A 22,059-nucleotide genomic window follows, 5' to 3' on the forward strand; every position below is an offset into this window, starting at 1 on the left:
CCATGTCCGAGCAGAGCACCATCACCTTCGAGCGCACCACGCCCCAGATCGCGCGGATCACGTTCGCGAACCCGCCCGTGAACCTGATCGTCGGCGACACCGTCCGGCGACTCGACGAGATCACCCGAGAGCTGGAGACCGATCCGGACATCCAGGTCCTTGTCTTCGACAGCGGCACGCCGGACTTCTTCTTCAACCACTTCGACCTCGCGGCCGCGGCCGAGTTCCCGACGCCGGAGGGCGAGGGTGCGGTGCCGATCTGGACGGAGATCGTGCTGCGGCTGTCCAAGGCCCCGTACATCACGATCGCGTCCATCCGGGGCCGGACGCGCGGCGGCGGCGACGAGCTCGCCCTCGCGCTCGACCTGCGCTACGCGAGCCGCGAGAACGCGATCTTCGGTCAGCCGGAGGTCGGCGGCGGCCTGCTGCCGGGTGGCGGTGGCACCGAGCGGCTGCCCCGGTTCCTCGGCCGCGATCGGGCTCTCGAGGTGATCCTGAGCAGCGACGACTACGACGCCGAGACCGCCGAACGCTGGGGCTGGGTGACACGGGCGCTGCCCGACGCCGAGCTCGACGGCTTCGTCGACACCATGGCCGCTCGCCTCGCCTCGTTCGACCGGACCTCCCTCGCGTCGGCCAAGGCCATGGTGAACCGCGCGTCACTGCCGCCGGACGCCGACCTCGTGACCGCGTACGGCGAGTTCGAGCGCTCGCTCACTCTGCCCGGATTTCTTTCCCGCGCCGAGGGGTTCCAGGCCATCGCCGCCCAGCTCGGGATCGATCTCGAGTACAAGCTCGGCGAGTACCTCGGGATGGGCAGCCGGCAGGCCTGAGCCGTCGGCCTGTCGTTTTCGACGCCGTTGCATCCGGCGGCGTACCGGTGCCGTCGACAGGGTCGCCCGATCCGTGCGGCCCGGTCGACGCCTCCGAGACCGTCGTCGGACATGCATCGGTCGTCGGTCGCGTACCAGTGTGCCTTGGTGGTCATCTGCTGGTGGTGTCGGTTTCCGTGTGGATGGGTTGGCCGTGGCGGTCGGTGAAGTGCCAGCCGTTGTCGTAGTGCATGGTGATGTGGTGGGTGTCGACGAGGTCGTGGTGGTGGTAGCAGAGCAGGGCGGCGTTGGCCGCGCTGGTGTGGCCGCCGTCGGCCCAGTGGGTCTCGGCGTGGTGGACCTCGCAGCGTGAGGGTGGTTGGTCGCACTGTCCCAGTACGCAGTGTTTGTCGCGGGCGATGACGGCACGCCGCAGCTGTCCGGTGATGGTGCGTTGGGCGCGTCCGACGTCCAGGATCTGGGAGTCGGGGCCGAACACGATCCGGGTGACCTGGCTGTCGCACGCGATCCGGCGCAGCAGGCTGGTCGGGACCGGGCTACCGGTCTCCGTGAACACCGCCGGCGCCTTCACGTTCGGCACGTTCGGCACGTTCGGACTGCTCGGCGTGCCTGCTGGCCCGGTCGTGCCCGGTGTGCCGGTCGTGCCGGTCTGGTTGGTGCCGGTCGCTGTGCCGGTCATGGTGTTCTTGGTGGTGCGCTTGGTGGTGCGGTTGGTGATGCGGTTCTTGGTGGCGAGGGCCTGCAGCTCGGTCCAGGACACGGTCACCGACACGTGCGGACGCACGGACGCGCCAGTACCGGTGTGTCCGTTGTCCAGCACGACCCGGGCCAGGTCCGCCAGCGCCTGACCGCGACGCTGCCCCGGGGTGCGGTCATCCCCGGGCGCGGGTGCGCCCATGACGGAGCCGAGCGCGGTCGTCACGGCCAGCCCGTGCTCCTCGGTCAGGAACCCCGACACGTGATACCCACCCATCGTCGGGGACACGTCCAGATACTCCCGGTCCTTCGCCCTGGAGTACCCGCGCTCGTCCGCCTCAGGGTCCGCGTGCCGCGCGAAGTACCGCACCAGACCACGGAACCGGTCCGGACCGTTCTGCGTCGACCAGTCCAGCAGCTGCTCCTCCCACGTCGGCGAACCCACCCCAGCGGCCCCAGCCACGGCAAGGTCCTCCAGTGTCGGATCGGCAGGCGTGGGGTCGTCGGGGCCGGGCGCGTCACCGTCGTCGGCATCCGTGCCGCCCGTTCCAAGCTCGTCCATTCCAGGCTCGTCGGTAGCGGACTCGCCGGTAGCGGAATCGTCGGGTGCGGACGGTTCGACGAGGCCCACGTCGACCGCCGGCGCGCCGAGCGCTTCGATGCGCTCGGGGCTGGTGGTCGCGACATCGACCAGAGCCCGGACCTTGTCCCTGCCGATCCGACCGGACAACGCCGCCGTCAGCGTCGCGGGCAGATGATCCCGCAACGCCCGGCTCATCCGAACCTCGGCCCTGGCCGTCACGGTCTGCACATCCTCCGTCCGGGCCAGCCAGACCGCGAACGTCCTCGCACCGGTCTGTGCCCACAACCCCGCCGCCTCGATCCGGGGAAGCACCGACCATCGCACCGCATCCAACCGGACACCCGCCACCCGCAACCGTGCCGAAGCATCCACCAGACGCGAGACCCCCACCGCTCCACGCGAACCCAGACCGCCATCCTCCGGTGTGTCCGGGGCCACCGACCCGGGCAGCTCGTCCAGCAGCGACTCGATATCGGTCAGCACGTCCTCCACAGGGCGCGGGCCACCGCCGCCACACTGGTTCGCTGCCATGGACCCCACCCCCTTCCCGCACACGCCCGAACAGGTTCGGCACGCCTGAACGCGCCCCAGCAGGATGCCCCTGGTCGGACCTCTTGCCTGCCTCGATACTATCGAACAGACGTGCGCATGGATGGATGGAAACAGAATCTGTGGATAACCCTTCGGCAGGTCTCCAACCGTCTGTAAGAGGGCCCGCGACGGCTTCTCCAGAGCGCGCCGCGGGCCCGATCGGCTGGACTCGCGCCCGCCGGCCGCCCTCAGACGTCCAGCAGCACCCGCACGTCCCACGGACCCAGCTCCAGCTCGGCGCCCGCGGCCAGCTCCTCGCCGCTGATCACGTCGCGCACCGCGCCGGGCAGCACGAACGTGCTCGGCTCCCACGACCACGAGTGCACGAACCGCACCCGCTGACCGGCCGGGTTGGTCGCGCCGGTGACGGTCTGGGACGGCGCCTGCGGCCGCCACAGCGGCCGGTCGCCCGCCGGCTTCTCCGACGATGCCGGCTTCTCTGACGACGACGCCGGCCCGCCCACCGCCGTCGTCCCGCCCTGGACCGCGTGCCCGCTGTGCTCCACCACCCAGGCCAGCACCGTCCTGGCCAGTGCCGGGTCGGGGATGGTGCCGACCGTGGTCACCCGGCCGGCGCCGTGCGCGCGGGTCGTCACGGCCGGCCACCGGCCGAAGTGCGGGTGGTCGTAGCGGACGAGCACGTCGGCGTCGAGCACCTGCAGGCTGTCGACCCAGCTCGTCGCGCGGGCGTCGTCCGGCACATCGAGGCCCCCGAGCCCGTCGACACCGTCCGCGCCGCGCACCACCAGCGGCGTGTCGATGCTCGCGAACTCGTCGTAGAAGACGCCGGCCGCCTCGCTCAGGTGCGCGGGCTTGCGCTCCGCCCTGGCGCGCGCCTCCTCGTCCTCGTACCCGGTGCGGATGCCGAGCACGAGGTGACCACCGGCCGCCGCGTACCGCTCCAGCCACTGGAGCCAGGCGTCGTCGGCGATCGTGATGCCGGCCGCGACCAGCACCGGCTGCTCGGCCGCCACCTCCTCGGGGCTGCTGTCGGTGAGCTGGGCGTCGTGCAGCAGCCGCGCCTGCAGGCCGGCGTCGAACGCGCCCCGGTAGAAGGCGTCGAAGATCCGGTGGTAGCCCTGCTTGTCGGGCCCGGCGCCCCCGCCGATCTGGGGGAACTCCGCGAGCGACCACTTGCTCGGGTTGGACCAGACGAGCGCGACGTCGGTGTCCGGGGTCAGGTTCGCGACGGTGGCGCCGGCGGCGCGCAGCTCGCTGCCGAGCGCCGCGATCTGCTGGTACGTCCGCCCGGGCTCCAGCGAGTGCGGGAGGATCCCGCCCCAGTACGTCTCGGTGCCGTAGGGCAGCGTGTGCCAGTGCCAGTACTCGATCATCGTGGCGCCGCGGGAGACCAGCGCCCAGGCCACCTGCCGCCACTGGCCGTCGTAGGCGGGCTCGTTCTGGTGGGGTCCGCCGATCGCCGACGCGTTGGTCTCCGTGACGAGGTAGGGCGCCTGCTTCGAGGAGTACATGCGGTCCGCCATCGCGTAGAGCGACCACGTGCCCGTGGCCATCCAGGAGTCGTCCTGGTCGACGGTCAGGGGCAGGGCCAGGTGGTCTCGCATGCGGTAGTACGGGTTGCCGGCGGTGACGTCGAGCTCGCGGGTGAGCGCGTCGTCCTGCACGGTCGGGCGCTCGTAGGAGATGCAGGTGGTGACGAACTGGTCCTCGCGGGCGTACTCGCGGACGACGTCGGCCTGCCAGCCGATGAAGTCCGTCGTGAGCTCCGCCTGGAACCGGCGCCAGGCGAGCGCGTACTGCGGCTGCCAGTTGCCCGACGGCGTCCACAGGTCCGCCCAGGTCGAGAGGCGGTGCGACCAGTACGTCAGGCCCCACTCGTCGTTCAGCCGCTCGACCGTGCCGTACCTGGTGCGCAGGTGGTCCACGAACCGCTCGAAGACCTGCCGGTTGTGGAAGATCTCGTTGCCCGGCTCGTTGTCCACCTGGTACCCGACGACGGCGGGGTGCTGGGCGTACCGGGCGACGACGGCGCGGATGATCCGCTCGGCATGGAACAGGAACGCCGGGTGGGTGTAGTCGATCTCCTGGCGCGCGCCCCAGCCCATCGCCTTCCCGTCCCGGCGGACGACGTTGATCTCCGGGTACAGCCGGGCCAGCCACATCGGCACCGCGTAGGTCGGGGTGCCGAGGATCACCTTGATGCCCCGCTCGTGGGCACCGTCGAGCACGGGCTGCAGCCAGTCGAGGTCGAAACGGCCGTTCTCCGGCTCCCAGGTGGACCAGACCGACTCGCCGACTCGGATCACCGTGAATCCCGCCTCGACCATCAGGTCGAGGTCGCGCGCCAGGCGTCGTGCGCGGCGGTCCTCGGTGCTCAGGTCCTCGGGGCGGTGGTACTCGTAGTAGTAGGCGGCGCCGAACAGGACCCCGTCGTTCAGGTGGTGCAGTGCGCTCATGCTGTCCTCTCAGGTGGTGGTGCTCGGGTGGCTCGTGAAGTGGCGGACGGCGGTCACGACTCCGATCACGACGGCGGCGGTGCCGTGCTCTCGCGGACGACGAGCTGGGCGGGGACCAGCCGGCGCCGCTCGGCCGGGGGCCGGCCCTCGATGGTGCGCACCAGGCGGTGCACCGCCAGGCGGGTGACCTCGGCAAAGTCCTGGCGCACCGTCGTCAGGGGAGTGGAGAGGAACTCGGCCTCGGGGGCGTCGTCGAACCCCACGATGCTGACGTCGTGTGGGACCCGCAGGCCGGCCCGCTCGACGGCCCGGATGGCTCCGATGGCCATGTGGTCGTTGGCGGCGAAGATCGCGGTGACGCCGCCGCGGCGCAGCAGCTCGGTGGCGGCCTCGTACCCGGACCGGGGGGTCCAGTCGCCGTGCACGGCGGGCGGCTCCTCGACCCCGGCGTCGGACAGGGCGCCGCGCCAGCCCGCGATGCGCCGGGCCGTGGCCGACCACCCCTCCGTGCCGCCGATGTGGTGCACCGTGCGGTGCCCGAGCGCGAGCAGGTGCTCGGCCGCGGACCGGGCCCCGGCCATCTCGTCGGCGCCCATCACGAACTCGTCGGGGCGCGCGTCCGCCTCGGGGGTGCTGGGGGTGGTGGATCCGGCTTTCGGGGAGCCGAAGCTCAGCACGGGCAGCCCGTGCGGGATCCGCAGGTCGGGGTGGCCCAGGTCGATCGGCTCGGAGAGCACGAGACCCGCGATGTCCTGGGTGACGAGCTCGTCGATGGCGGCCTGCAAGTCGGCCACACCGTTGCCCTGGGTGCGGGCGACGCTCAGGTAGTAGCCCGAGCCGCGCAGGGCGCTGTCGACGCCCTCCAGGATCGACGCCGGGCCGTACAGCGCCGTGCTCGGCGTGACCATGCCGATGCGCTGGTTGCGGCGGGTCACCAGGGCGCGCGCCGCGGCGTTCGGGCGAAAACCCATCTCCTCGATGGCCGCCTGGACCTTGGCCCGGATCGCGTCGGCGACGTGGGGCTCGCCGTTGACGACCCGCGAGACGGTCTTCTGCGAGACGCCGGCGCGGCGGGCGACGTCGGTCATCGCCACCCGTGTGGCACCCATGTGCAGCTCCCTCGCTGAACCCTGCCGGTCGCTTGACTACGTAGTCAACGCAGAGAGCGAACCATGCCCTTGACTACGTAGTCAAGGGTGGTTCAGGTGCCGGATGCGTCGCGAACCGGGCCCTCCGCGGGGCCGCCGGATGGCGGGGGAGCGGGGGTGAGCGGGCATCGGTTGGCGGGTGTTACCGGCGTCCGCACGGGATGAGACTTGCCGCATCCTTGTTGTGCAGGACCGTGGAACACAGGAGTTCTCATGGCTGAGATCGTGCAGAGGCCCCCGTTCGACCCCGAGCTGGAGGCGGTGCTGGCGCTGCTGGCCGACCAGCTCCCGCCGACGATCACGCCGGAGATGATCCCGCTGCTGCGAGGCCCGGCTCCCTGGGAGGGGAGCGTCGACGACCTGCTCGCAGAAGCCGGGATCGAGCGCCGGGACGTGACCATCCCCGGGCACGACGGGGACGAGATCGAGGTGAGCGTCCTGCAGCGGGCGGGCCGGACCGGCGTCGGGCCGGGGATCTACCACACCCACGGCGGCGGGATGATCCTGGGTGACCGGTTCACCGGCGTGGCCCAGCTCCTGGGCTGGATCACCGACCTCGACGCCGTCGTCGTCACCGTGGAGTACCGCCTCGCGCCCGAGTTCCCCGACCCCTACCCCGTGCGGGACTGCTACGCGGGCCTGCTGTGGACGGCGGAGCACGCCGAGGAGCTGGGCATCGACCCGGGCCGCCTGATCGTCGCCGGCGGAAGCGCCGGGGGCGGCCTGGCCGCCGGCACGGCGCTGCTCGCCCGGGACGAGGGCGGGCCCGCCCTGGCCGGGCAGGTGCTGATCTACCCCATGCTGGACGACCGGGACCAGACCGTCTCGACCGTCCAGATCGACGGCGTCGGGGTGTGGGACCGCGGTTCGAACCTCACCGGGTGGTCGGCGCTCCTCGGCGACCGGCGCGCGACCGACGATGTCTCCGTGTACGCCGCGCCGGCGCGGGCCACGGACCTGTCCGGGCTGCCGCCGGCCTTCATCGACTGCGGCAGCGCCGAGGTCTTCCGGGACGAGGACGTCGCCTACGCGACGGCGCTGTGGGCCGCGGGCGTGCAGGCGGAGCTGCACGTGTGGCCCGGCGGGTTCCACGGCTTCGACATGATGGCGCCGCACTCCGCCCTGGCCAAGGCGATGCGCACGGCCCGCGACTCCTGGGTGGCGCGCACGCTGGGTGTCTGACCCCCGCCGCGGCGTCTCGACTGTGCCGCGGCGTCCGGACCCCGGCCGGGAACGTACCGTTGCCCTCATGAGCCAAAGCGCCGTCGAGATCACCGCCGACCTGATCCGGGAGCTGCTGCGCGAGCAGCACCCCGATCTGGCGGACCGGCCGCTGCGGCTCGGCGCGAAGGGCTGGGACAACCAGCTGTGGCGTCTCGGCGACGACCTCGCCGTCCGGATGCCGTGGGCCACCGAGGCCGCGGACTCCCTGCTGCGCAAGGAGCACGCCTGGGTGCCGGGCCTCGCGCCGCGCCTTCCGCTGCCGGTCCCCGTGCCGCAGCGCCTGGGCGAGCCGGCCGAGCGGTTCCCGCGCTCCTGGATCGTGACGACCTGGGTGCCGGGGACGCCGGCCGACCACGCCCCGGCGACGCGGGCGACCGAGGCCGCCGAGGCCCTGGCCGCGTTCCTGTCGGCCCTCCACCGGCCTGCGCCCGACGGCGCTCCGGCCGGCCGCAGCCGGGGCGGGCCGCTGGCCGAGCGCACCGCGGAGCTCGCCGACCGGCTGGCCGCCGCCGTCGAGCTGGACCTCGTCGCCGACCCGGACGCCGTGCGCGCCGTGTGGGACGACGCCGTCGCCGCACCCGAGTGGGCCGGCCCGCCGGTGTGGCTGCACGGCGACCTGCACGCGGCCAACATCCTCACCGAGGACGGCACCTTCTGCGGCGTCATCGACTTCGGCGACCTCTGCGCGGGCGACCCGGCCACCGACCTCGCCGCGGTCTGGGCCCTCCTGCCCGACGGCGCCGCGGACGCCTTCCACGCCGCCTACCGGCCGGGGACTGGCGGGGCCGCGGCGGGCGGCGGCGCCGACGACGCGACGCTCCGGCGCGCCCGCGGCTGGGCCGTGCTCACGGCGCTGAGCGGCATCCTGATCGGGGAGGCCGGGGACCACGGGCACCTGGGCGGCAAGCGATCGTGGGGTCCGCCGGCGCACGCCGCGATGCGTCGCCTCCTGGCGACCGCCCCCTGACCTGTCAGGCGCAGGGGTTACCCGAGTGACCCAGGCGTCTGACAGGTCGTCTGACAGGTCGGGGGGCATAGGCTTGGTTGAACGCGATGGAGCGAAACCATGCAAGAACTGGTGGGCCGGCTGACCGCACTCGACGCCGAGGCCAGCGAGACCCTCAAGGTCGTGGCCTACTTCGACGTGCTCGTCGCGGGCGGCGTCGGGCTGCAGGCGCTGCTGCGGGGCGCGGCGGTGCTCAGCGGCGCGGTCGCCGGGGCGTCCGACGGGCGGCGCACGTACCGCATCGGCCCCGACGGCGACCGGCTGCCGGACGACGCAGCCCGGGACGGTGCCGCGCCCCGGCAGCAGTGGCCGACCCGCCCGATCAGCAACGGGCGCGTCTGGCTCGAACGCGAGGGCACCCCGCACGCGAACGACGAGATGGTGATCGAGCGGCTGGCGCTCGCGGTGGACCTGGTCGGGGCGCACGGGCCCGGCCGGTCGGGCAGCGCCCTCGAGATCGTCATCGACCCGGCCCGGGACGTCGAGGAACGCCGGGTCGCGCTGTCGCGGCTCCGGCTCGATCCGGCGCGCGAGACCCGCATCGCGGCGCTGCCGCTCTCGCACGATCCGAAGGCCGCGCTGTCGACGGTGGTGGCGACGTCGTACGGCCTGGTGCGCGCGGTCGTGCTCGGCCGCGACGCGACAGTCCCCGGCCCAGCCGGCGTGGGGGTCGCCCGGCGCGGCGGCGAGCTCCCGGAGGCCTTCCAGACGGCGCTCCTCGCCCTGCGGCTGCTGCCCGACGGCGACGCCGTCGTGGACGCCGCGGAGCTCGGGGTGGTCCTGACCGCCGTCAGCGCGCTCGAACCCGTCGCCGCGCAGCAGCCTGACGTCGCCGCACTCGCCCGGCTCGACCTGCGCGCCCGCGTGGTGCTCGACGAGCTCGCCGCGGCCGAGAGCGTGCGCGCCGCCGCGACGGCGCTCGGCATGCACCACTCGACGCTCCAGGCCCGCCACGACACGCTGACGAACGAGCTGGGCTACGACCCCCGGTCCCTGGACGGCCGAGCGCGCTTCCGGCTGGCGAGCCTGCTGCTGCGCCTGCTCGAGAACCACTGACCCGAGCTCGCGCGCGCCGCCGCCCCGAAGGTCCGCCGCCATCACGCGGTTGTGCATGCTCTGCGGCGAGAAACCATGCGTAACCGTGTGATGGCGGCGGACTTCGCGGGAGCTAGATGAACGCCCCCAGGGCCAGGACCACTGCCAGGGCCACGACGGACAGCACCGACTCCATGAGCGACCAGGTCTTGAACGTCTGGCCGACGGTCATGCCGAAGTACTCCTTGACGAGCCAGAACCCGGCGTCGTTCACGTGGGAGAGGAACACCGAGCCCGCGCCGATCGCGAGGACGAGCAGCGCCGCGTGCGTGGGCTCCAGGCCCGCGGCCAGGGGAGCCATGATGCCCGCGGCGGTGATGGTCGCGACGGTCGCGGACCCGGTGGCGATCCGGATCAGCGCCGCCACCATCCAGCCGGCCAGCAGCGGGGTGATCCCGGCGTCGGCGATACCGGAGGCGATGACGTCGCCGACGCCCGAGTCCACGAGCGTCTGCTTGAAGCCGCCGCCGGCGCCGACGATGAGCAGGATCCCGGCGATCGGCGCGAACGACGAGCCGACCAGGTCGCCGAGTTGCTGCCGCGTGCGGCCGACGGCGGTGCCGAAGGCGAACAACGCGAAGAGGGCCGTGATGAGCAGGGCGACGAGCGGCTCGCCGAGGAACTCCACGACGGTCCCGTAGCCCGTCTCGGTCGCGCCCGCGATCTCGACGACGGCCCGCGCGAGCATGAGCAGCACGGGAAGCAGCACGACCAGGACCGAGATCCCGAAGGACGGCTTGCGCAGCCCGGCGGCGGTCTCGGGCAGGACGGCGACGGCCGAGCCCGCGGTCGAGCCCCCGCCGGTCGAGCCTCCGCCTGTCGAATCCTGGTCGGCAGCGTTCCCGCCGGCGGCACCCGCGCGCTGACCGCGGCCGTCGCCCGCCGCACCGGCGCCGTCGGGCACGCCCAGGATGGTGGTGGGCGGCGCGAGCCGCACCCAGCGGGTGAGCGGGATGGCGAGCAGCGGCCCGGCGACGACCACCGTCGGGATCGCGACGAGCAGGCCGAGCCCGAGCGTGAGCCCCAGGTTCGCGCCGAGGGCGTCGATGGCGAGCAGCGGACCGGGGTGGGGCGGCACCAGGCCGTGCAGCGCGGAGAGTCCGGCCAGCGCCGGGATGCCGACCAGGATCGGGTTGGCGCGCATGCGCCGCGCCACGATCATCACCACCGGGATGAGCAGCACGACACCCACCTCGAAGAACAGCGGGATGCCGACCACGAAGGCGATGAGCGCCATGGCCCACGGCAGCCGCTTGGCCGGGGTCTTGTCGAGGATGGTGTCGACGATCCGGTCGGCCCCGCCGGAGTCGATGAGCAGCTTGCCGATGATGGAGCCGAGCGCGATCAGCACGCCGACGCCGGCGACGGTGGTCCCGAGCCCCGTCGTGAAGCTGGTGAACGTGTCCGTCAGGCCGACGCCGGCCACGGCCGCGAGCACGCCGGACCCGAGCACGAGGGCCAGGAACGGGTGCAGCTTGAGCCAGACGATGAGCGTGATGATGACGGCGATACCGGCGACGGCCGCGAGGACGAGCTGGGGCGTCGAGGCGGTCGGACCGGCGTCGGCGGCCGCCTGGGGGAGGGCGGCCGCCGCGGCGGCACCCTGGGCGAGCAGGTGCGTGGAGTGGAGCATCAGTGGTCCTCGGGCTGGGTGGTGTCGGTGGTGGGCGCGGTGACGGCAGGGTTCTCGGCGGGCGCGCCGTCGAGCCGGTGCAGGATCTCCTCGACGACCTGGTCCGGCCGCGGCGTGACGTCGACCGCGAACCCGGGCTCGTCGTCCTGGAGCGGCTCCAGCGCGGCGAGCTGGCTGTCGAGCATCTCGGGCCTCATGAAGTGCCCGGCGCGGCCCTGGATGCGCTCGCGCAGCAGGTCGTAGGAGCCGGTGAGGTGCACGAACTGCACCGTGCCGCCCGTATCGCTGCCGGTCGTGTCGCTGCCCGCCGTCTCCAGCAGCTCGCGGTAGCTGCGGCGCAGGGCGCTGCACGGCACGACGGCGCTGCGTCCCTCGTTCAGCTCCTTGGCGAACCAGTCCCGGATGCCGCGCAGCCACGGCCAGCGGTCCTCGTCGTCCAGGGGGTGGCCGGCGGCCATCTTGGCGACGTTCGCCGGCGAGTGGAAGTCGTCGCCCTCCGCGAACGACGCGCCGAGCCGTCCGGCGAGGAGGGCCGCGACGGTGGTCTTGCCCGACCCGGCCACGCCCATCACGACGATGGCCCGGGGTCTGCGGTCCGTCCCGCTGCCTGGTGTCCCGCTACTTGTCTGGGTCGAGAACATCGCTGTCTCCGTGACGTCTGTGTCCATCCACCCATCCTCACCCATTGGTGGCACCATTGGGACGTGATTCATGTCACCAATGGTGGGAAGGGCTGGCTGTCACACACGGCCGATTAGGATTCGAAGATGCCCCCAGCGCTGCACGGCCCCGTTCTCGACTCCCTGGGGCGCCGCATCACCGGTGGCGAGCTCCCTGCCGGCACGGCGCTGACGCTGGACGGCATCGGCGCCGAGTTCGAGGTGTCGCGCACGGTCGCGCGCGAGGCGATGCGCCTGCTCGAAGGGCTGGGGCTGGTCCGGTCGGGTCCCCGGGTCGGCATCGTGGTGCTGCCGCACGACGCGTGGAACGTGCTCGACCCGCGGGTCATCGCGTGGCGCCTGGACGGCCCGGGGCGCGCGTCGCAGCTGCGCTCGCTGACCGAGCTGCGCCAGGCCGTCGAGCCGCTCGCCGCGGCGGGCGCGGCGCGCGGGGCGTCGGCCGCCGTCCGCGACGAGCTGCTCGCGATCGCCCGCCGGATGCGCACGCTCGGCGAGGCGGGCCAGGGCGACGGCGAGGAGTTCCTGGCGCTCGACATCCGGATGCACGAGCGGCTCCTGCGGTCCAGCGGCAACGAGCTGTTCAGCGCGCTCGCCGACGTCGTCGCCGTCGTCATCTCCGGGCGCACCCACCTGGGCCTCATGCCGGCGTTCCCCGAGCCGGTGGCCCTGGACGCGCACGAGGCCGTGGCCGCCGCGGTGGCCAGGGGCGACGCCCACGCCGCCGAGGACGCGATGGCCCGCATCGTGCGCGAGGTGCGCGGGGCGCTCGCCGACGGCGACGACGCGGGACGTGCCCGGAGCGCGGAGGCGAGCGCGAGCCGGTAGCCCCGGCCGCGCCTGTGCCCGCGTCCGTCGCGCCCCGGCGTCAGCGCAGCCCGGTCATCAACGGGAGCCGGACGGCGGGCGGCAGCGGGCCGCCGTCCGGCCGGGCGCCGATCGACTGGACCTGCAGCGCCACGAACCGGCGCGTGGCGGCCACGGCGGCCTCGCGCGACGTCGCCCGGATGCCGGAGTTGGCCATGATCAGCAGGATCACGTCGTCCAGCACGAAGTCGCGGCGCAGGCCGCCGGCGTCCTTGGCGCGCTGGATCAGCTCGGCCAGCGCGCGCAGGGCCCGGGTGCGCTCCTCGGCGAAGTCGACGGCCTTGGGGAACGCCGTCATGAACGCGGCGGTGAAGCCGCGGTCCAGGGCATGCATCACGCACACCTCCTCGATCACGGTGCGGAACCCGTGCCACGGGTCGGGATCGCGGAGAGCCGCCTCGACGATCGCGGAGCAGGTAGTCATCTGCTCGCCGAACGCCTCGGTGACCAGCGCCTCCTTGGTCGGGAACCGCCGGTACAGCGTCGCCGGGCCGACGCCGGCGCGCCGGGCCACCTCGCGCATCGACACGTCGAGGCCCTCCTCGGCGAACGTCGTGCGCGCCACCTGGAGGATGCGCTCGCGGTTGTCCCGCGCGTCGGAGCGCAGCTCGTGCGAGGCGTGCAGGGCCGGCTGAGACGGCTGGTCGGTCATCACTCTCACTTCGCCGAACCGGACGGGGTGTTCCGGAACATGATCGCATCACGACTCCGGAGAGCGACGACCTGGATAACCATGCACCTGCTGCCAGATCCGGGCTCCGGGTGGCAGCAACCGCATGGTCATCCGGACGGTCCCGACCTGACTCGACGCGGACCGCGACGGGCCGCCATCGGTCTCGCGCGCCGCTCGGCCCTCGCGCGGCGGGTGGTCGGACGCCCGACGGCGTGCCTACCATGGGTGACGTCCGCCGGCACAGGGTCGCAACGCAGCGAGCCGTAGCTCCGCGCCGGCCCGCCGGGAGGTCCGCTATGAGCGTCGACGCCGTGCACCAGTCCTCGACACCGGGTGAGCGCAAGGCCCGTGAGGTCGCCGAGGAGGCCCGCGAGAGGGAGTGGGCGCGGCCCAGCTTCGCCAAGGGGATCTACCTCGGCGACTTCGACGTGAAGCTGATCCATCCCTACCCGGTGCCCGACCCGGAGGTCGCGAAGCGCGGTACGCAGTTCCTCGACGCGCTCCGCGAGGTCTGCGAGACGATCGACGGCGCCCGGATCGAGCGCGAGGACCACATCCCCGACGACACCATGGCGGCCCTGCGCCGGATCGGCGCCTTCGGCATGAAGATCCCGCGCGAGTACGGCGGCCTCGGGCTGTCGCTCGTGGACTACGGCCGGGCGCTGATGCTGATCAGCACCGTGCACCCGAGCCTCGGGGCGCTGCTCTCGGCGCACCAGTCGATCGGCGTGCCGGAGCCCGTGCGGATGTTCGGCACCCCCGAGCAGAAGCAGGAGTACCTGCCCCGGTGCGCGGCGGGCGCCGTCTCGGCCTTCCTGCTGACCGAGCCCGACGTCGGCTCGGACCCCGCCCGGATGGGCTCGACCGCGACCCCGACCGACGACGGCTCGGCGTACCTCCTGGACGGCGTCAAGCTCTGGACGACGAACGGCCCGATCGCCGAGCTGCTGGTCGTCATGGCCGCGGTGCCCCCGCACGACGGCGCCCGCGCGGGCATCAGCGCATTCGTGGTGGAGGCCGACAGCCCCGGGATCACCGTCGAGCACCGCAACAGGTTCATGGGGCTGCGCGGCATGGAGAACGGGGTCACCCGGTTCCGGCAGGTGCGGGTGCCGGCCGAGAACCGGCTCGGCCGCGAGGGTCAGGGCCTGAAGATCGCGCTAACCACCCTCAACACCGGGCGGCTCTCCATCCCCGCCATTGTCGCCGGCGCGGGCAAGTGGTCGCTGGGCATCGCCCGCCAGTGGTCGAAGGAGCGGGTCCAGTGGGGCCGGCCCATCGGGGAGCACGAGGCGGTCGGCTCGAAGCTCGCGTTCATCGCGGCGACGACGTTCGCGCTGGAGTCGGTGTTCGAGCTGTCCGCAGTGCTCGCCGACGCCGGCCAGAAGGACGTCCGGATCGAGGCCGCGCTGGCCAAGCTGTGGTCGAGCGAGATGGGGTACCGGGTCGCCGACGAGCTGGTCCAGATCCGCGGCGGCCGCGGCTTCGAGACGGCCGACTCCCTCGCCGCCCGCGGCGAGCGGGCCGTGCCCGCCGAACAGCTGCTGCGGGACATGCGGATCAACCGGATCTTCGAGGGCTCGTCGGAGATCATGCGCCTGCTGATCGCCCGCGAGGCGGTCGACATGCACCTGAGTGCGGCGGGCGAGCTCGCCTCGCGCGACGCCGACCTGCGCACCAAGGCGCGCGCGGCGGTCGGCGCGAGCGGGTTCTACGCACGCTGGTTGCCGACGCTCGTGGCCGGCCAGGGCGTGCGGCCCGGCGCCTACGGCGAGTTCGGGCGGCTCGCCCGGCACGTGCGCTTCGTGGAGCGGTCCTCCCGGACGCTGGCCCGGCGGACCTTCTACGCGATGGCCCGCTGGCAGGCGCGCCTCGACCGCAAGGAGGTGCTGCTCGGCCGCATCGTCGACATCGGCGCCGAGCTGTTCGCGATGTCGGCAGTCTGCACGCGGGCAGAGGCGATCCGCCGCGAGGACCCGGCGAAGGGCGCCGACGTCGTCCGGCTCGCTGACGCCTTCTGCGAGCAGTCCCGCCAGCGGGTCGCCGAGACCTTCCGCAGGCTGGGCGACTCCACGGACCGGACCGACACCCGGCTGGCCCGGGCCGTGCTGGACGGCCGGCTGCGCTGGCTGGAGGACGGCGTGATAGACCAGTCGGAGGGGACGGGTCCGTGGATCTCGCACGACACGCCCTGAACCCCCAGGTTCAGCGGCACGCTCAGTTCTGCAGCAGCACCTTGATCGCGCGCCGCTCGTCCATCGCGCGGTAGGCCTCTGCGACGTCGGACAGCGGCAGGGTGAGGTCGAAGACCTTCCCTGGGTCGATCTCGCGCCGCCACACCAGGTCCAGCAGGTGCGGGAGGTAGGCGCGGACGGGCGCGATGCCGCCGCGGATGCCCTTGTTCCCCCAGAACAGCGTGTCGGTGGGCAGGTCCCCGTGCGGGACGCCGACCAGGCCGATCGTGCCGCCGGGCCGCACCAGCTCGACCGACTGCGCCCGGGCGTCCTCGGTGCCGACGCACTCCAGCACGGCGTCCGCGCCGATGCCGTCGGTCAGCTCCAGGACCTGAGAGAGGCCCTCCGCGCCGCGCTCCGCGACGACGTGGGTCGCGCCGAACTCCTTCGCCACGAGCTGGCGGGACTCGTGCCGGCTCATCGCGATGATCGTGGTCGCACCGAGCTGGGCGGAGGCCAGCACACCGCTCAGCCCGACGGCGCCGTCACCCACCACCACGACGCTCGAACCCGGCCCGACGCCGGCCGAGACCGCCGCGTGCCAGCCGGTGCACATCACGTCGGACAGGCTCAGCAGGCTCGGGATCAGGTCGGCGTCCGGCTCGCCGGGGGTGGCGAGCAGGGTCCCGTCCGCGTTGGGGATGCGGATCTTCTCGGCCTGGCAGCCGTCGTACCCGCCCCCGTGCAAGCAGTTGGCCTGCATGCCCTTGCGGCACACCGCGCAGGTGTTGTCGCTGTGCAGGAACCCGCCGACGACGAAGTCGCCGGGCTTGACCGTGGTGACGGCGGCGCCAATCTGCTCGACGACGCCGACGTACTCGTGCCCGATCGGCGTCGGCCGCTTGACCTGGGCGATGCCCCGGTAGCGCCACAGGTCCGAGCCGCACACGCAGGCTGCGACGGTCCGGATGACGGCGTCGGTGGGCTCGACGACGGTGGGGTCCGCCCGCTCCTCGAAGCGGACGTCCCCGGGGCCGTGAATGATTGCTCCTCGCATGGGCCCATTCAACACGTCCTGGGCCAGCGAGGGAGGGCCTGCGGTTACCTGTCTGGGGCTCAGGCCGCGTGCGTGGCGCTGACCACGTCGGCGAGCGGGGTGGCGGGGCGGCCCAGGAGGCTGACCAGGTCGTCGCTGTCGGTCTCCAGGTCGCCGGCGGCGATCGAGGCGTCGAGGCCCGCGACGAACCCGGCGGTGCCGGCGTCGAGCCCGACCTGCTCGAGCGCGGCCGCGTACTCCTCGACGGACAGGTTGCGGTGGGCGACCTTGGTACCGGTGACGTCGCTGACCGTCGCGGCGAGCTCGTCGAAGGTGAACGCGGGGCCGCCGAGCTCGTGGACGGCGTCGCCGTCGTCGTCGGTCAGGAGCGCGGCCGCCGCGGCCGCGGCGTAGTCCGCGCGGGCGGCGGCCGAGACCTTGCGGCCGGCGGTGGCGCCGAGGATCTCGCCCCGCTCGAGGTACTGGCCGAGCTGCGAGGTGTAGTTCTCGAAGTACCAGCCGTTGCGCAGCACGCTGAACGGGACGCCGGACGCGCGCAGCGCCGCCTCGGTGGCCTCGTGCTCCCCGGCGAGGGGGTTGGAGGTGTTGCCCGCCTTGAGGATGCTGGTGTAGGCGATGCGCTCGACGCCGGCGGCCTTGGCGGCGTCGACCACAGCGGTGTGCTGCGCGACGCGCGACCCGATGTCGCTGCCGGAGACCAGCAGCAGGCGCTGCACGCCGGCCAGGGCCGCGGGCAGGGTCTCGGGGCGCGAGTAGTCGCCCTCGCGCACCTGGACGCCGCGCTCCGCGAGGTCGGCGGCCTTGCTCGGCGTGCGGACGATCGCCACGACATCCGAGGCAGGAACGCCGCGGGACAGGAGCTCCTCGACGACGTGGTGTCCGAAGGGACCGGTGGCTCCGGTGACGGCGTAGGTGGTCATAACACTCTCCATTGCTCGGGTAGTTGCCAGCAGGTAGCACTAACGAATCGAAAGTACACCACATTCCGAGCGTGCACGGTACCCTGGGTCCGTGAGCATCGCCGACCTGGAACCCGCGGACCTCGGATCTGACGACCGGGAGTCCGCCGTGCCCGGCGACGGCACGACCGGAGACGGCACGACCGGAGACCGTCCGCCCGGCGGGCCCTCGCAGGAGCTGGTGACCGACGTGTTCGCGCGAGGCTGCGGCTCGCGGGCCGCCTTCGAGGTCGTCACCTCCAAGTGGTCGTCGCTCGCCCTGCTCGCGCTGGGGGAGGGCGGCTACCGGTTCAACGCGCTGCGCCGCCGCGTGGAGGGCGTCAGCGAGAAGATGCTGTCCCAGACGCTGCAGGCCCTCGAACGGGACGGCATGGTCACGCGCGACGTCGTCACGAACATCCCGCCGCGCGTCGAGTACTCGCTGACGCCGCTCGGCGAGGCCGTCGCGGAGCGGCTGCGCTCGCTGGCCGACCTGCTCGAGGGCGCGGTCGCCGCCGGGGAGGTCGGGCAGGGTCGGGCGGGGTCGGACGGGGACGGCGCGTAAAGGCTCGCCGGGTCCGCCGTCGGAGGCATAGCCTCCGCGGATGGTGAGCATCAGTATCGAGACCGCCGAGCAGATCGAGGCACGGCTGGTGGAGGTCATCTCCGAGGCGGAGCTCGTCGTCCATGACGGGTACTGGAGGTTCGAGGAATCGGTCGATCCGCCGGATCTGACACCTGAGACGCTGGCCGTCGTGCGGGACGAGGACGTGTGGAGCAGCCTCGTGCGGGCGACGGCGGACGGCGCAGCCAGTGCAGCCGAGACGACCGCCGCGGAGCGTTTCGGGCTGTTCTCGTTCCACTTCCCGAACGCCGCGGACAACAGCGGCTTCGTCGGGTGGCTCGCCTCGCACCTGAAGCAGGAGCTGGGCACCGGGGTGTTCGTCGTCTGCGGGAGCAACACGTCGCGCGGCGGGATATTCGACTACTGGGGTTGCCCGGACACGCTGCTGGACGACGCGGTCGCCGTCGTCGAGGGACTGCGGGCGCGAGCCGTCACGGCTTGAGCCGGGGCCGCGGGGGTGTGCTGCGTCTACCATCATCCCCGTGACAAACCAGGACATGATGGGCGAGGTGCCGGGCGCCACGCCGGCCAGCTCAGCGCAGAGCGGCCCGGCGATCGGCGGCCCGACGTCGGCCGCCGAACCGACCTTCTCCCCGGACGCGCACCGGCTGGACCTCGGGCGGCTCGGGGTGATCACGCTCGTCGTCGGCATCGCGCTGACCGGGCCGCTGGGGTGGGCGTGCTTCTACGCCGTGGCGACCGACCCGGATCCGGTCGTCAAGGGGATCGGGGGCTTCTTCGGGCTGCTGTTCGGCGGGCTGTGCGTGCTGTTCATCGCCAACTTCTGGCGGGTGACGCGGCCGCGCGGCATCGTCGTCGACGCCGCGGGTATCTGGTTCTGGCACGGCACGTCGTGGGACCTGGTCCGGTGGACCCAGGCGGCTCGGGTCGGCCTGTCGTACGAGATGCCGCCGGAGCTGCCGACCGTCGGCGGGCCGCTGGACCACCTCAAGGCGAAGGTGAGCGACTGGCTCAAGGACCGGATCTTCGGCGCGCTGCGCGTGACCGACAAGCGGGGCATCGCCCTGGAGATCGTGCCCATGCGCGAGGAGGAGCTGCGCGAGCTGCCGCGCCTGCTCCGGTACCGCGCCAAGGAGCCGGCGCCGACGCCCGGCCTGCCTCCGGTGATGTGGCGCGTGCGGCTGCCCGGCGGCTACCACTCGTTCGAGAAGCTGATCACCGCGGGCGAGCGGTTCGGCGGGCACACCTGGGAGGGCTGGTTCCGCAGGCAGTGGAGCGGCGGCGCCGGACGCGGGCCGCGCGCGGCGGGGTGAGGGCGGGGAGGACGCCGCGTCAGTGGCCGGCGTCCGCCAGGTCGAGGCCCCACGCCTCGCGGACCAGCGTGCGGCCCGACTCCGTGACGTCAAGGCCGCGGCCCGACCGGTGGCGCGTGACCCATCCGGCGTCGAGGAACCGCGCGCCGACGGCGGAGCCGAGCGCTCCGGCCAGGTGCGGACGGCGCTCGGTCCAGTCCAGGCAGGCCCGGGTCGTGGCCCTGCGGGCGGTGAGGGCGCCGTCGACGTCCACCCCGATCTCGCGGAGGCCGACGGCGCCCGCGTCCGTCAGGCTGAGCTCGTCGCGGCCCGCGAGCCAGCCGGACCGGACCCAGGCGTCGGTGAGGCCGGTGCCGAGGCGTCCCGCGAGGTGGTCGTAGCAGAACCGGGCCGCGGCCAGGTACTCGGCCCGCCGGCTGCGGCGGTACCCGGAGACGGGGGCGGCGTCGGCGAGCATGCCGAGGGACTCCAGCGCGGTGGCGACGTCCCCGCCCGCGAGCGAGTAGTAGCGATGGCGTCCCTGCTGAAGGCAGGTCACCAGGCCGGCGTCGACCAGGACGCCCAGGTGCTCCGACGCCGTCGACGCGCTCACCCCGGCCGCCTGTGCCAGCTCGCCCGCCGGACGCCGTGTGCCGTCCATCAGCAGGTTGAGGAACGTGGAGCGGGCCGGGGTGGACAGCGCCCTGCCCACTGCGGTGAAGTCCCGGTCGCGGCTCATGGGCCGACCGTACGGCCGGGACATTTCGGCGTCCACCGAAGCGTTTCCGACCTACGGTCCCGGCATGACCAGTCACCACGCGACCAGTCCGAGCACGACCCGTCCGCGGAGCACCCGCCCGGACGCGCCCGGCTCCGACGCGCCCCGCCCGAACGCTCCCGGCACCCGCACGCCCACGCACCCCTATGCGGCACGCCTGCACTGGGCCGGCTCGACCGGCGACGGCGTCCGCTCCTACTCCCGCGAGCACGCCGCGGTCGCGGCGCCCGCCACCCCCGTGCTGACGCTGAGCGCCGACTCCGCCTTCCGCGGCGACCCCGACCGGCTCAACCCCGAACAGCTCGTGGTCGTGGCGGCGGCCTCGTGCCAGCTGCTGTCCTTCCTCGGGGCCGCCGCGCGCGCCGGCGTCGACGTGCTGTCGTACCACGACGAGGCGACCAGCCACCTCGACCTCGGCGCGTCGCCCGCGCGCCTCGGGACGATCCGCCTGGCCGTGACCGTCACGGTGGCCGCCGGGACCGACGAAGCCCTGGTGCACGAGCTGGCCGATCAGGCCCACCGCGGCTGCTACGTCGCCAACTCGCTGGCGGTGCCGGTCGAGGTCGGCATGACCGTGCGGTTCGCATGAGCGCCGGCCTGCACGACCTCGAGGTCCACCTGCCCGACCTCCCCGGCGCGCTGGCCGACCTCGGCCAGGCGCTCGGCGAGGCCGGCGTGAGCCTGGAGGGCGGCGGCGTCTTCACCCACGACGGCCACGCGGTGGCGCACTACCTCGTGCACGACGGCGCTCGCGCGCTCGCGGCGGTCACCGCGGCCGGGCTGGGACCGGCGGCGGTGCGCGACGTCGTCCTGGCGCGGCTGGACCAGGAGGTGCCGGGCCAGCTCGGCACGCTCGCGCGGCGGCTGGGCGACGCCGGGGTGAACGTGCTGGTCCAGTACAGCGACCACGTCGGCAACCTGGTGCTCCTCGTCGCCGACGATGACGCCGAGGTGTGCCGGGCGGTCGTCGGGCACTGGGGGCGGCACCGCTGAGCGTCGGGCTAGCCCCGTGCGGCCTTGCGGAAGGCCGCGGCCATGTTCTTCGCGTGACCCCTTACATGCCTGTCGCCGTCTTCGACCGATACGGCATCCAGGAGTTCCAAGAATTCAGGCCACTCGGCGTATCCCATGGCAGTGATCGCGCTCATGCGTACGCTCGTCGATGGACTTCTGATTGCTTCGAAATAGGCGTCGACGTACGGGCGCGTCGGTCGTCCCGGAGCTCCGATCCCCGATTGGACGAGCGCCAGTCCTTTGGCCTCGGGGGTCTTTGCCGAACCCACCTCCTCGACGAGCTCCTCCGGTGTGTAGAAATCGAGTCCCGTGCCCACGAGCTGGGTCACGTACGGGTCCAGGTCCGAGGTCGACTTGCTCGTCACCAGCATGTACGAGGTCCGCTGCTTGCTGTCGCTCAGGTAGCTGAGCACAACCTGCGGTGACATCTCCCAGGCGATGTGCAGAGCCTTCTTTCTGAAGACCTTCTTCTCGGTGACCCCGATGTTCTGCCACCCCATCACCTCGGCGATCATGAAAGCGGTCGACGCGGAGTCGTGCTGCCGCAGAATGAGGCGCCGGGATCGATGCGCGCTGCTCGGAATGTGTTCCATCGAATGTCCTATGGTGTGTGATGTAGGTGCGCTCTTCAGGGGTGGCCGTTGCGGCAGGCAATCTACAACAGGCGTGCTGCCGACGACTCGCAGGCGGCGCCCCCAGTTCGGTCCCATGCTGGACGTCCGCATCGACCTCGGTCGGTTGCTTCGAGATCGGTCCGTCGATGGACCGATCTCGAAG

21 protein-coding genes are annotated in these 22,059 nt (G+C 72.9%); 11 read left to right on the forward strand and 10 right to left on the reverse strand.

The window, feature by feature from the left end; all coding sequences use genetic code 11:
- Positions 1-2 precede the first annotated feature (2 nt).
- The gene (locus ACFT2C_RS20490; RefSeq protein ID WP_377208921.1) at positions 3-833 is read left to right on the forward strand and encodes an enoyl-CoA hydratase/isomerase family protein; all 831 of its coding nucleotides are present in this window, start codon (positions 3-5) and stop codon (positions 831-833) included.
- A gap of 151 nt (positions 834-984) precedes the next feature.
- Here ACFT2C_RS20490 and ACFT2C_RS20495 read toward each other — a convergent pair whose 3' ends face one another.
- The 3 genes from ACFT2C_RS20495 to ACFT2C_RS20505 form a co-directional block, all read right to left on the reverse strand.
- On the reverse strand, positions 985-2,643 hold the full coding sequence (locus tag ACFT2C_RS20495; RefSeq protein WP_377208922.1) for a DUF222 domain-containing protein: 1,659 nt from the start codon (positions 2,641-2,643) through the stop codon (positions 985-987).
- Between the two features lie 248 nt (positions 2,644-2,891).
- Positions 2,892-5,120 (reverse strand): beta-galactosidase, encoded by a 2,229-nt coding sequence (locus ACFT2C_RS20500; RefSeq protein WP_377208923.1) that lies wholly within the window; start codon positions 5,118-5,120, stop codon positions 2,892-2,894.
- Between the two features lie 65 nt (positions 5,121-5,185).
- Positions 5,186-6,229, reverse strand: coding sequence for a LacI family DNA-binding transcriptional regulator (locus ACFT2C_RS20505; RefSeq protein ID WP_377208924.1), 1,044 nt, complete (start codon positions 6,227-6,229; stop codon positions 5,186-5,188).
- Positions 6,230-6,481: 252 nt separating this feature from the next.
- Between ACFT2C_RS20505 and ACFT2C_RS20510 the strand changes: the two genes are divergently transcribed.
- The 3 genes from ACFT2C_RS20510 to ACFT2C_RS20520 all read left to right on the forward strand — a co-directional run bounded on the left by ACFT2C_RS20510 (position 6,482) and on the right by ACFT2C_RS20520 (position 9,554).
- On the forward strand, positions 6,482-7,450 hold the full coding sequence (locus tag ACFT2C_RS20510) for an alpha/beta hydrolase (protein WP_377208925.1): 969 nt from the start codon (positions 6,482-6,484) through the stop codon (positions 7,448-7,450).
- A gap of 67 nt (positions 7,451-7,517) precedes the next feature.
- Positions 7,518-8,459, forward strand: coding sequence for a phosphotransferase (locus ACFT2C_RS20515; RefSeq protein ID WP_377208926.1), 942 nt, complete (start codon positions 7,518-7,520; stop codon positions 8,457-8,459).
- Between the two features lie 99 nt (positions 8,460-8,558).
- Positions 8,559-9,554, forward strand: coding sequence for a hypothetical protein (locus tag ACFT2C_RS20520; protein ID WP_377208927.1), 996 nt, complete (start codon positions 8,559-8,561; stop codon positions 9,552-9,554).
- Between the two features lie 112 nt (positions 9,555-9,666).
- Here ACFT2C_RS20520 and ACFT2C_RS20525 read toward each other — a convergent pair whose 3' ends face one another.
- On the reverse strand, positions 9,667-11,226 hold the full coding sequence (locus tag ACFT2C_RS20525; RefSeq protein ID WP_377208928.1) for an SLC13 family permease: 1,560 nt from the start codon (positions 11,224-11,226) through the stop codon (positions 9,667-9,669).
- Positions 11,226-11,894: a gluconokinase gene (locus tag ACFT2C_RS20530; RefSeq protein WP_377208929.1), complete on the reverse strand. Its 669-nt coding sequence runs from the start codon at positions 11,892-11,894 to the stop codon at positions 11,226-11,228. The genes ACFT2C_RS20525 and ACFT2C_RS20530 overlap by 1 nt, the downstream gene beginning before the upstream one ends.
- A gap of 99 nt (positions 11,895-11,993) precedes the next feature.
- Here ACFT2C_RS20530 and ACFT2C_RS20535 point away from each other — a divergent pair, with 99 nt between their 5' ends.
- Positions 11,994-12,731 carry a FadR/GntR family transcriptional regulator gene (locus ACFT2C_RS20535; RefSeq protein WP_377208930.1) on the forward strand — a complete coding sequence of 246 codons (738 nt, stop codon included), beginning with the start codon at positions 11,994-11,996 and terminating at the stop codon, positions 12,729-12,731.
- A 40-nt stretch (positions 12,732-12,771) separates the two neighbouring features.
- Here the strand turns inward: ACFT2C_RS20535 and ACFT2C_RS20540 are convergent, their stop codons facing one another.
- Positions 12,772-13,422 (reverse strand): TetR/AcrR family transcriptional regulator, encoded by a 651-nt coding sequence (locus tag ACFT2C_RS20540; protein ID WP_377208931.1) that lies wholly within the window; start codon positions 13,420-13,422, stop codon positions 12,772-12,774.
- 317 nt (positions 13,423-13,739) lie between these two features.
- On the opposite strand from ACFT2C_RS20540, the gene ACFT2C_RS20545 reads away from it, so the two are divergent.
- On the forward strand, positions 13,740-15,638 hold the full coding sequence (locus ACFT2C_RS20545; RefSeq protein WP_377208932.1) for an acyl-CoA dehydrogenase family protein: 1,899 nt from the start codon (positions 13,740-13,742) through the stop codon (positions 15,636-15,638).
- 22 nt (positions 15,639-15,660) lie between these two features.
- On the opposite strand, the gene ACFT2C_RS20550 is transcribed toward ACFT2C_RS20545, so the two are convergent.
- Together ACFT2C_RS20550 and ACFT2C_RS20555 are read right to left on the reverse strand one after the other, a co-directional pair.
- Positions 15,661-16,674, reverse strand: coding sequence for a zinc-dependent alcohol dehydrogenase family protein (locus ACFT2C_RS20550; protein ID WP_377208933.1), 1,014 nt, complete (start codon positions 16,672-16,674; stop codon positions 15,661-15,663).
- A 59-nt stretch (positions 16,675-16,733) separates the two neighbouring features.
- Positions 16,734-17,594, reverse strand: a complete 861-nt coding sequence (locus ACFT2C_RS20555) for an SDR family oxidoreductase (RefSeq protein WP_377208934.1) — start codon at positions 17,592-17,594, stop codon at positions 16,734-16,736.
- Between the two features lie 91 nt (positions 17,595-17,685).
- Here ACFT2C_RS20555 and ACFT2C_RS20560 point away from each other — a divergent pair, with 91 nt between their 5' ends.
- Genes ACFT2C_RS20560 through ACFT2C_RS20570 form a run of 3 tightly spaced genes read left to right on the forward strand, consistent with a single transcriptional unit; the run spans position 17,686 to position 19,511 of the window.
- The gene (locus ACFT2C_RS20560; RefSeq protein ID WP_377208935.1) at positions 17,686-18,177 is read left to right on the forward strand and encodes a winged helix-turn-helix transcriptional regulator; all 492 of its coding nucleotides are present in this window, start codon (positions 17,686-17,688) and stop codon (positions 18,175-18,177) included.
- 40 nt (positions 18,178-18,217) lie between these two features.
- Positions 18,218-18,679, forward strand: coding sequence for a DUF6196 family protein (locus ACFT2C_RS20565; protein ID WP_377208936.1), 462 nt, complete (start codon positions 18,218-18,220; stop codon positions 18,677-18,679).
- 40 nt (positions 18,680-18,719) lie between these two features.
- Entirely contained in the window at positions 18,720-19,511 is a 792-nt protein-coding gene (locus tag ACFT2C_RS20570) for a hypothetical protein (RefSeq protein WP_377208937.1), read from the forward strand.
- Between the two features lie 19 nt (positions 19,512-19,530).
- Here the strand turns inward: ACFT2C_RS20570 and ACFT2C_RS20575 are convergent, their stop codons facing one another.
- Positions 19,531-20,229: an ArsR/SmtB family transcription factor gene (locus tag ACFT2C_RS20575; RefSeq protein WP_377208938.1), complete on the reverse strand. Its 699-nt coding sequence runs from the start codon at positions 20,227-20,229 to the stop codon at positions 19,531-19,533.
- Positions 20,230-20,293: 64 nt separating this feature from the next.
- Here ACFT2C_RS20575 and ACFT2C_RS20580 point away from each other — a divergent pair, with 64 nt between their 5' ends.
- Entirely contained in the window at positions 20,294-20,857 is a 564-nt protein-coding gene (locus tag ACFT2C_RS20580) for an OsmC family protein (protein ID WP_377208939.1), read from the forward strand.
- On the forward strand, positions 20,854-21,261 hold the full coding sequence (locus tag ACFT2C_RS20585; RefSeq protein WP_377208940.1) for an ACT domain-containing protein: 408 nt from the start codon (positions 20,854-20,856) through the stop codon (positions 21,259-21,261). The genes ACFT2C_RS20580 and ACFT2C_RS20585 overlap by 4 nt, the downstream gene beginning before the upstream one ends.
- Before the next feature lie 8 nt (positions 21,262-21,269).
- Here ACFT2C_RS20585 and ACFT2C_RS20590 read toward each other — a convergent pair whose 3' ends face one another.
- Positions 21,270-21,875, reverse strand: coding sequence for a hypothetical protein (locus ACFT2C_RS20590; RefSeq protein ID WP_377208941.1), 606 nt, complete (start codon positions 21,873-21,875; stop codon positions 21,270-21,272).
- Positions 21,876-22,059: the final 184 nt, after the last annotated feature.

This window comes from Promicromonospora sp. NPDC057138 (assembly GCF_042670845.1).
Lineage (GTDB): Bacteria > Actinomycetota > Actinomycetes > Actinomycetales > Cellulomonadaceae > Promicromonospora.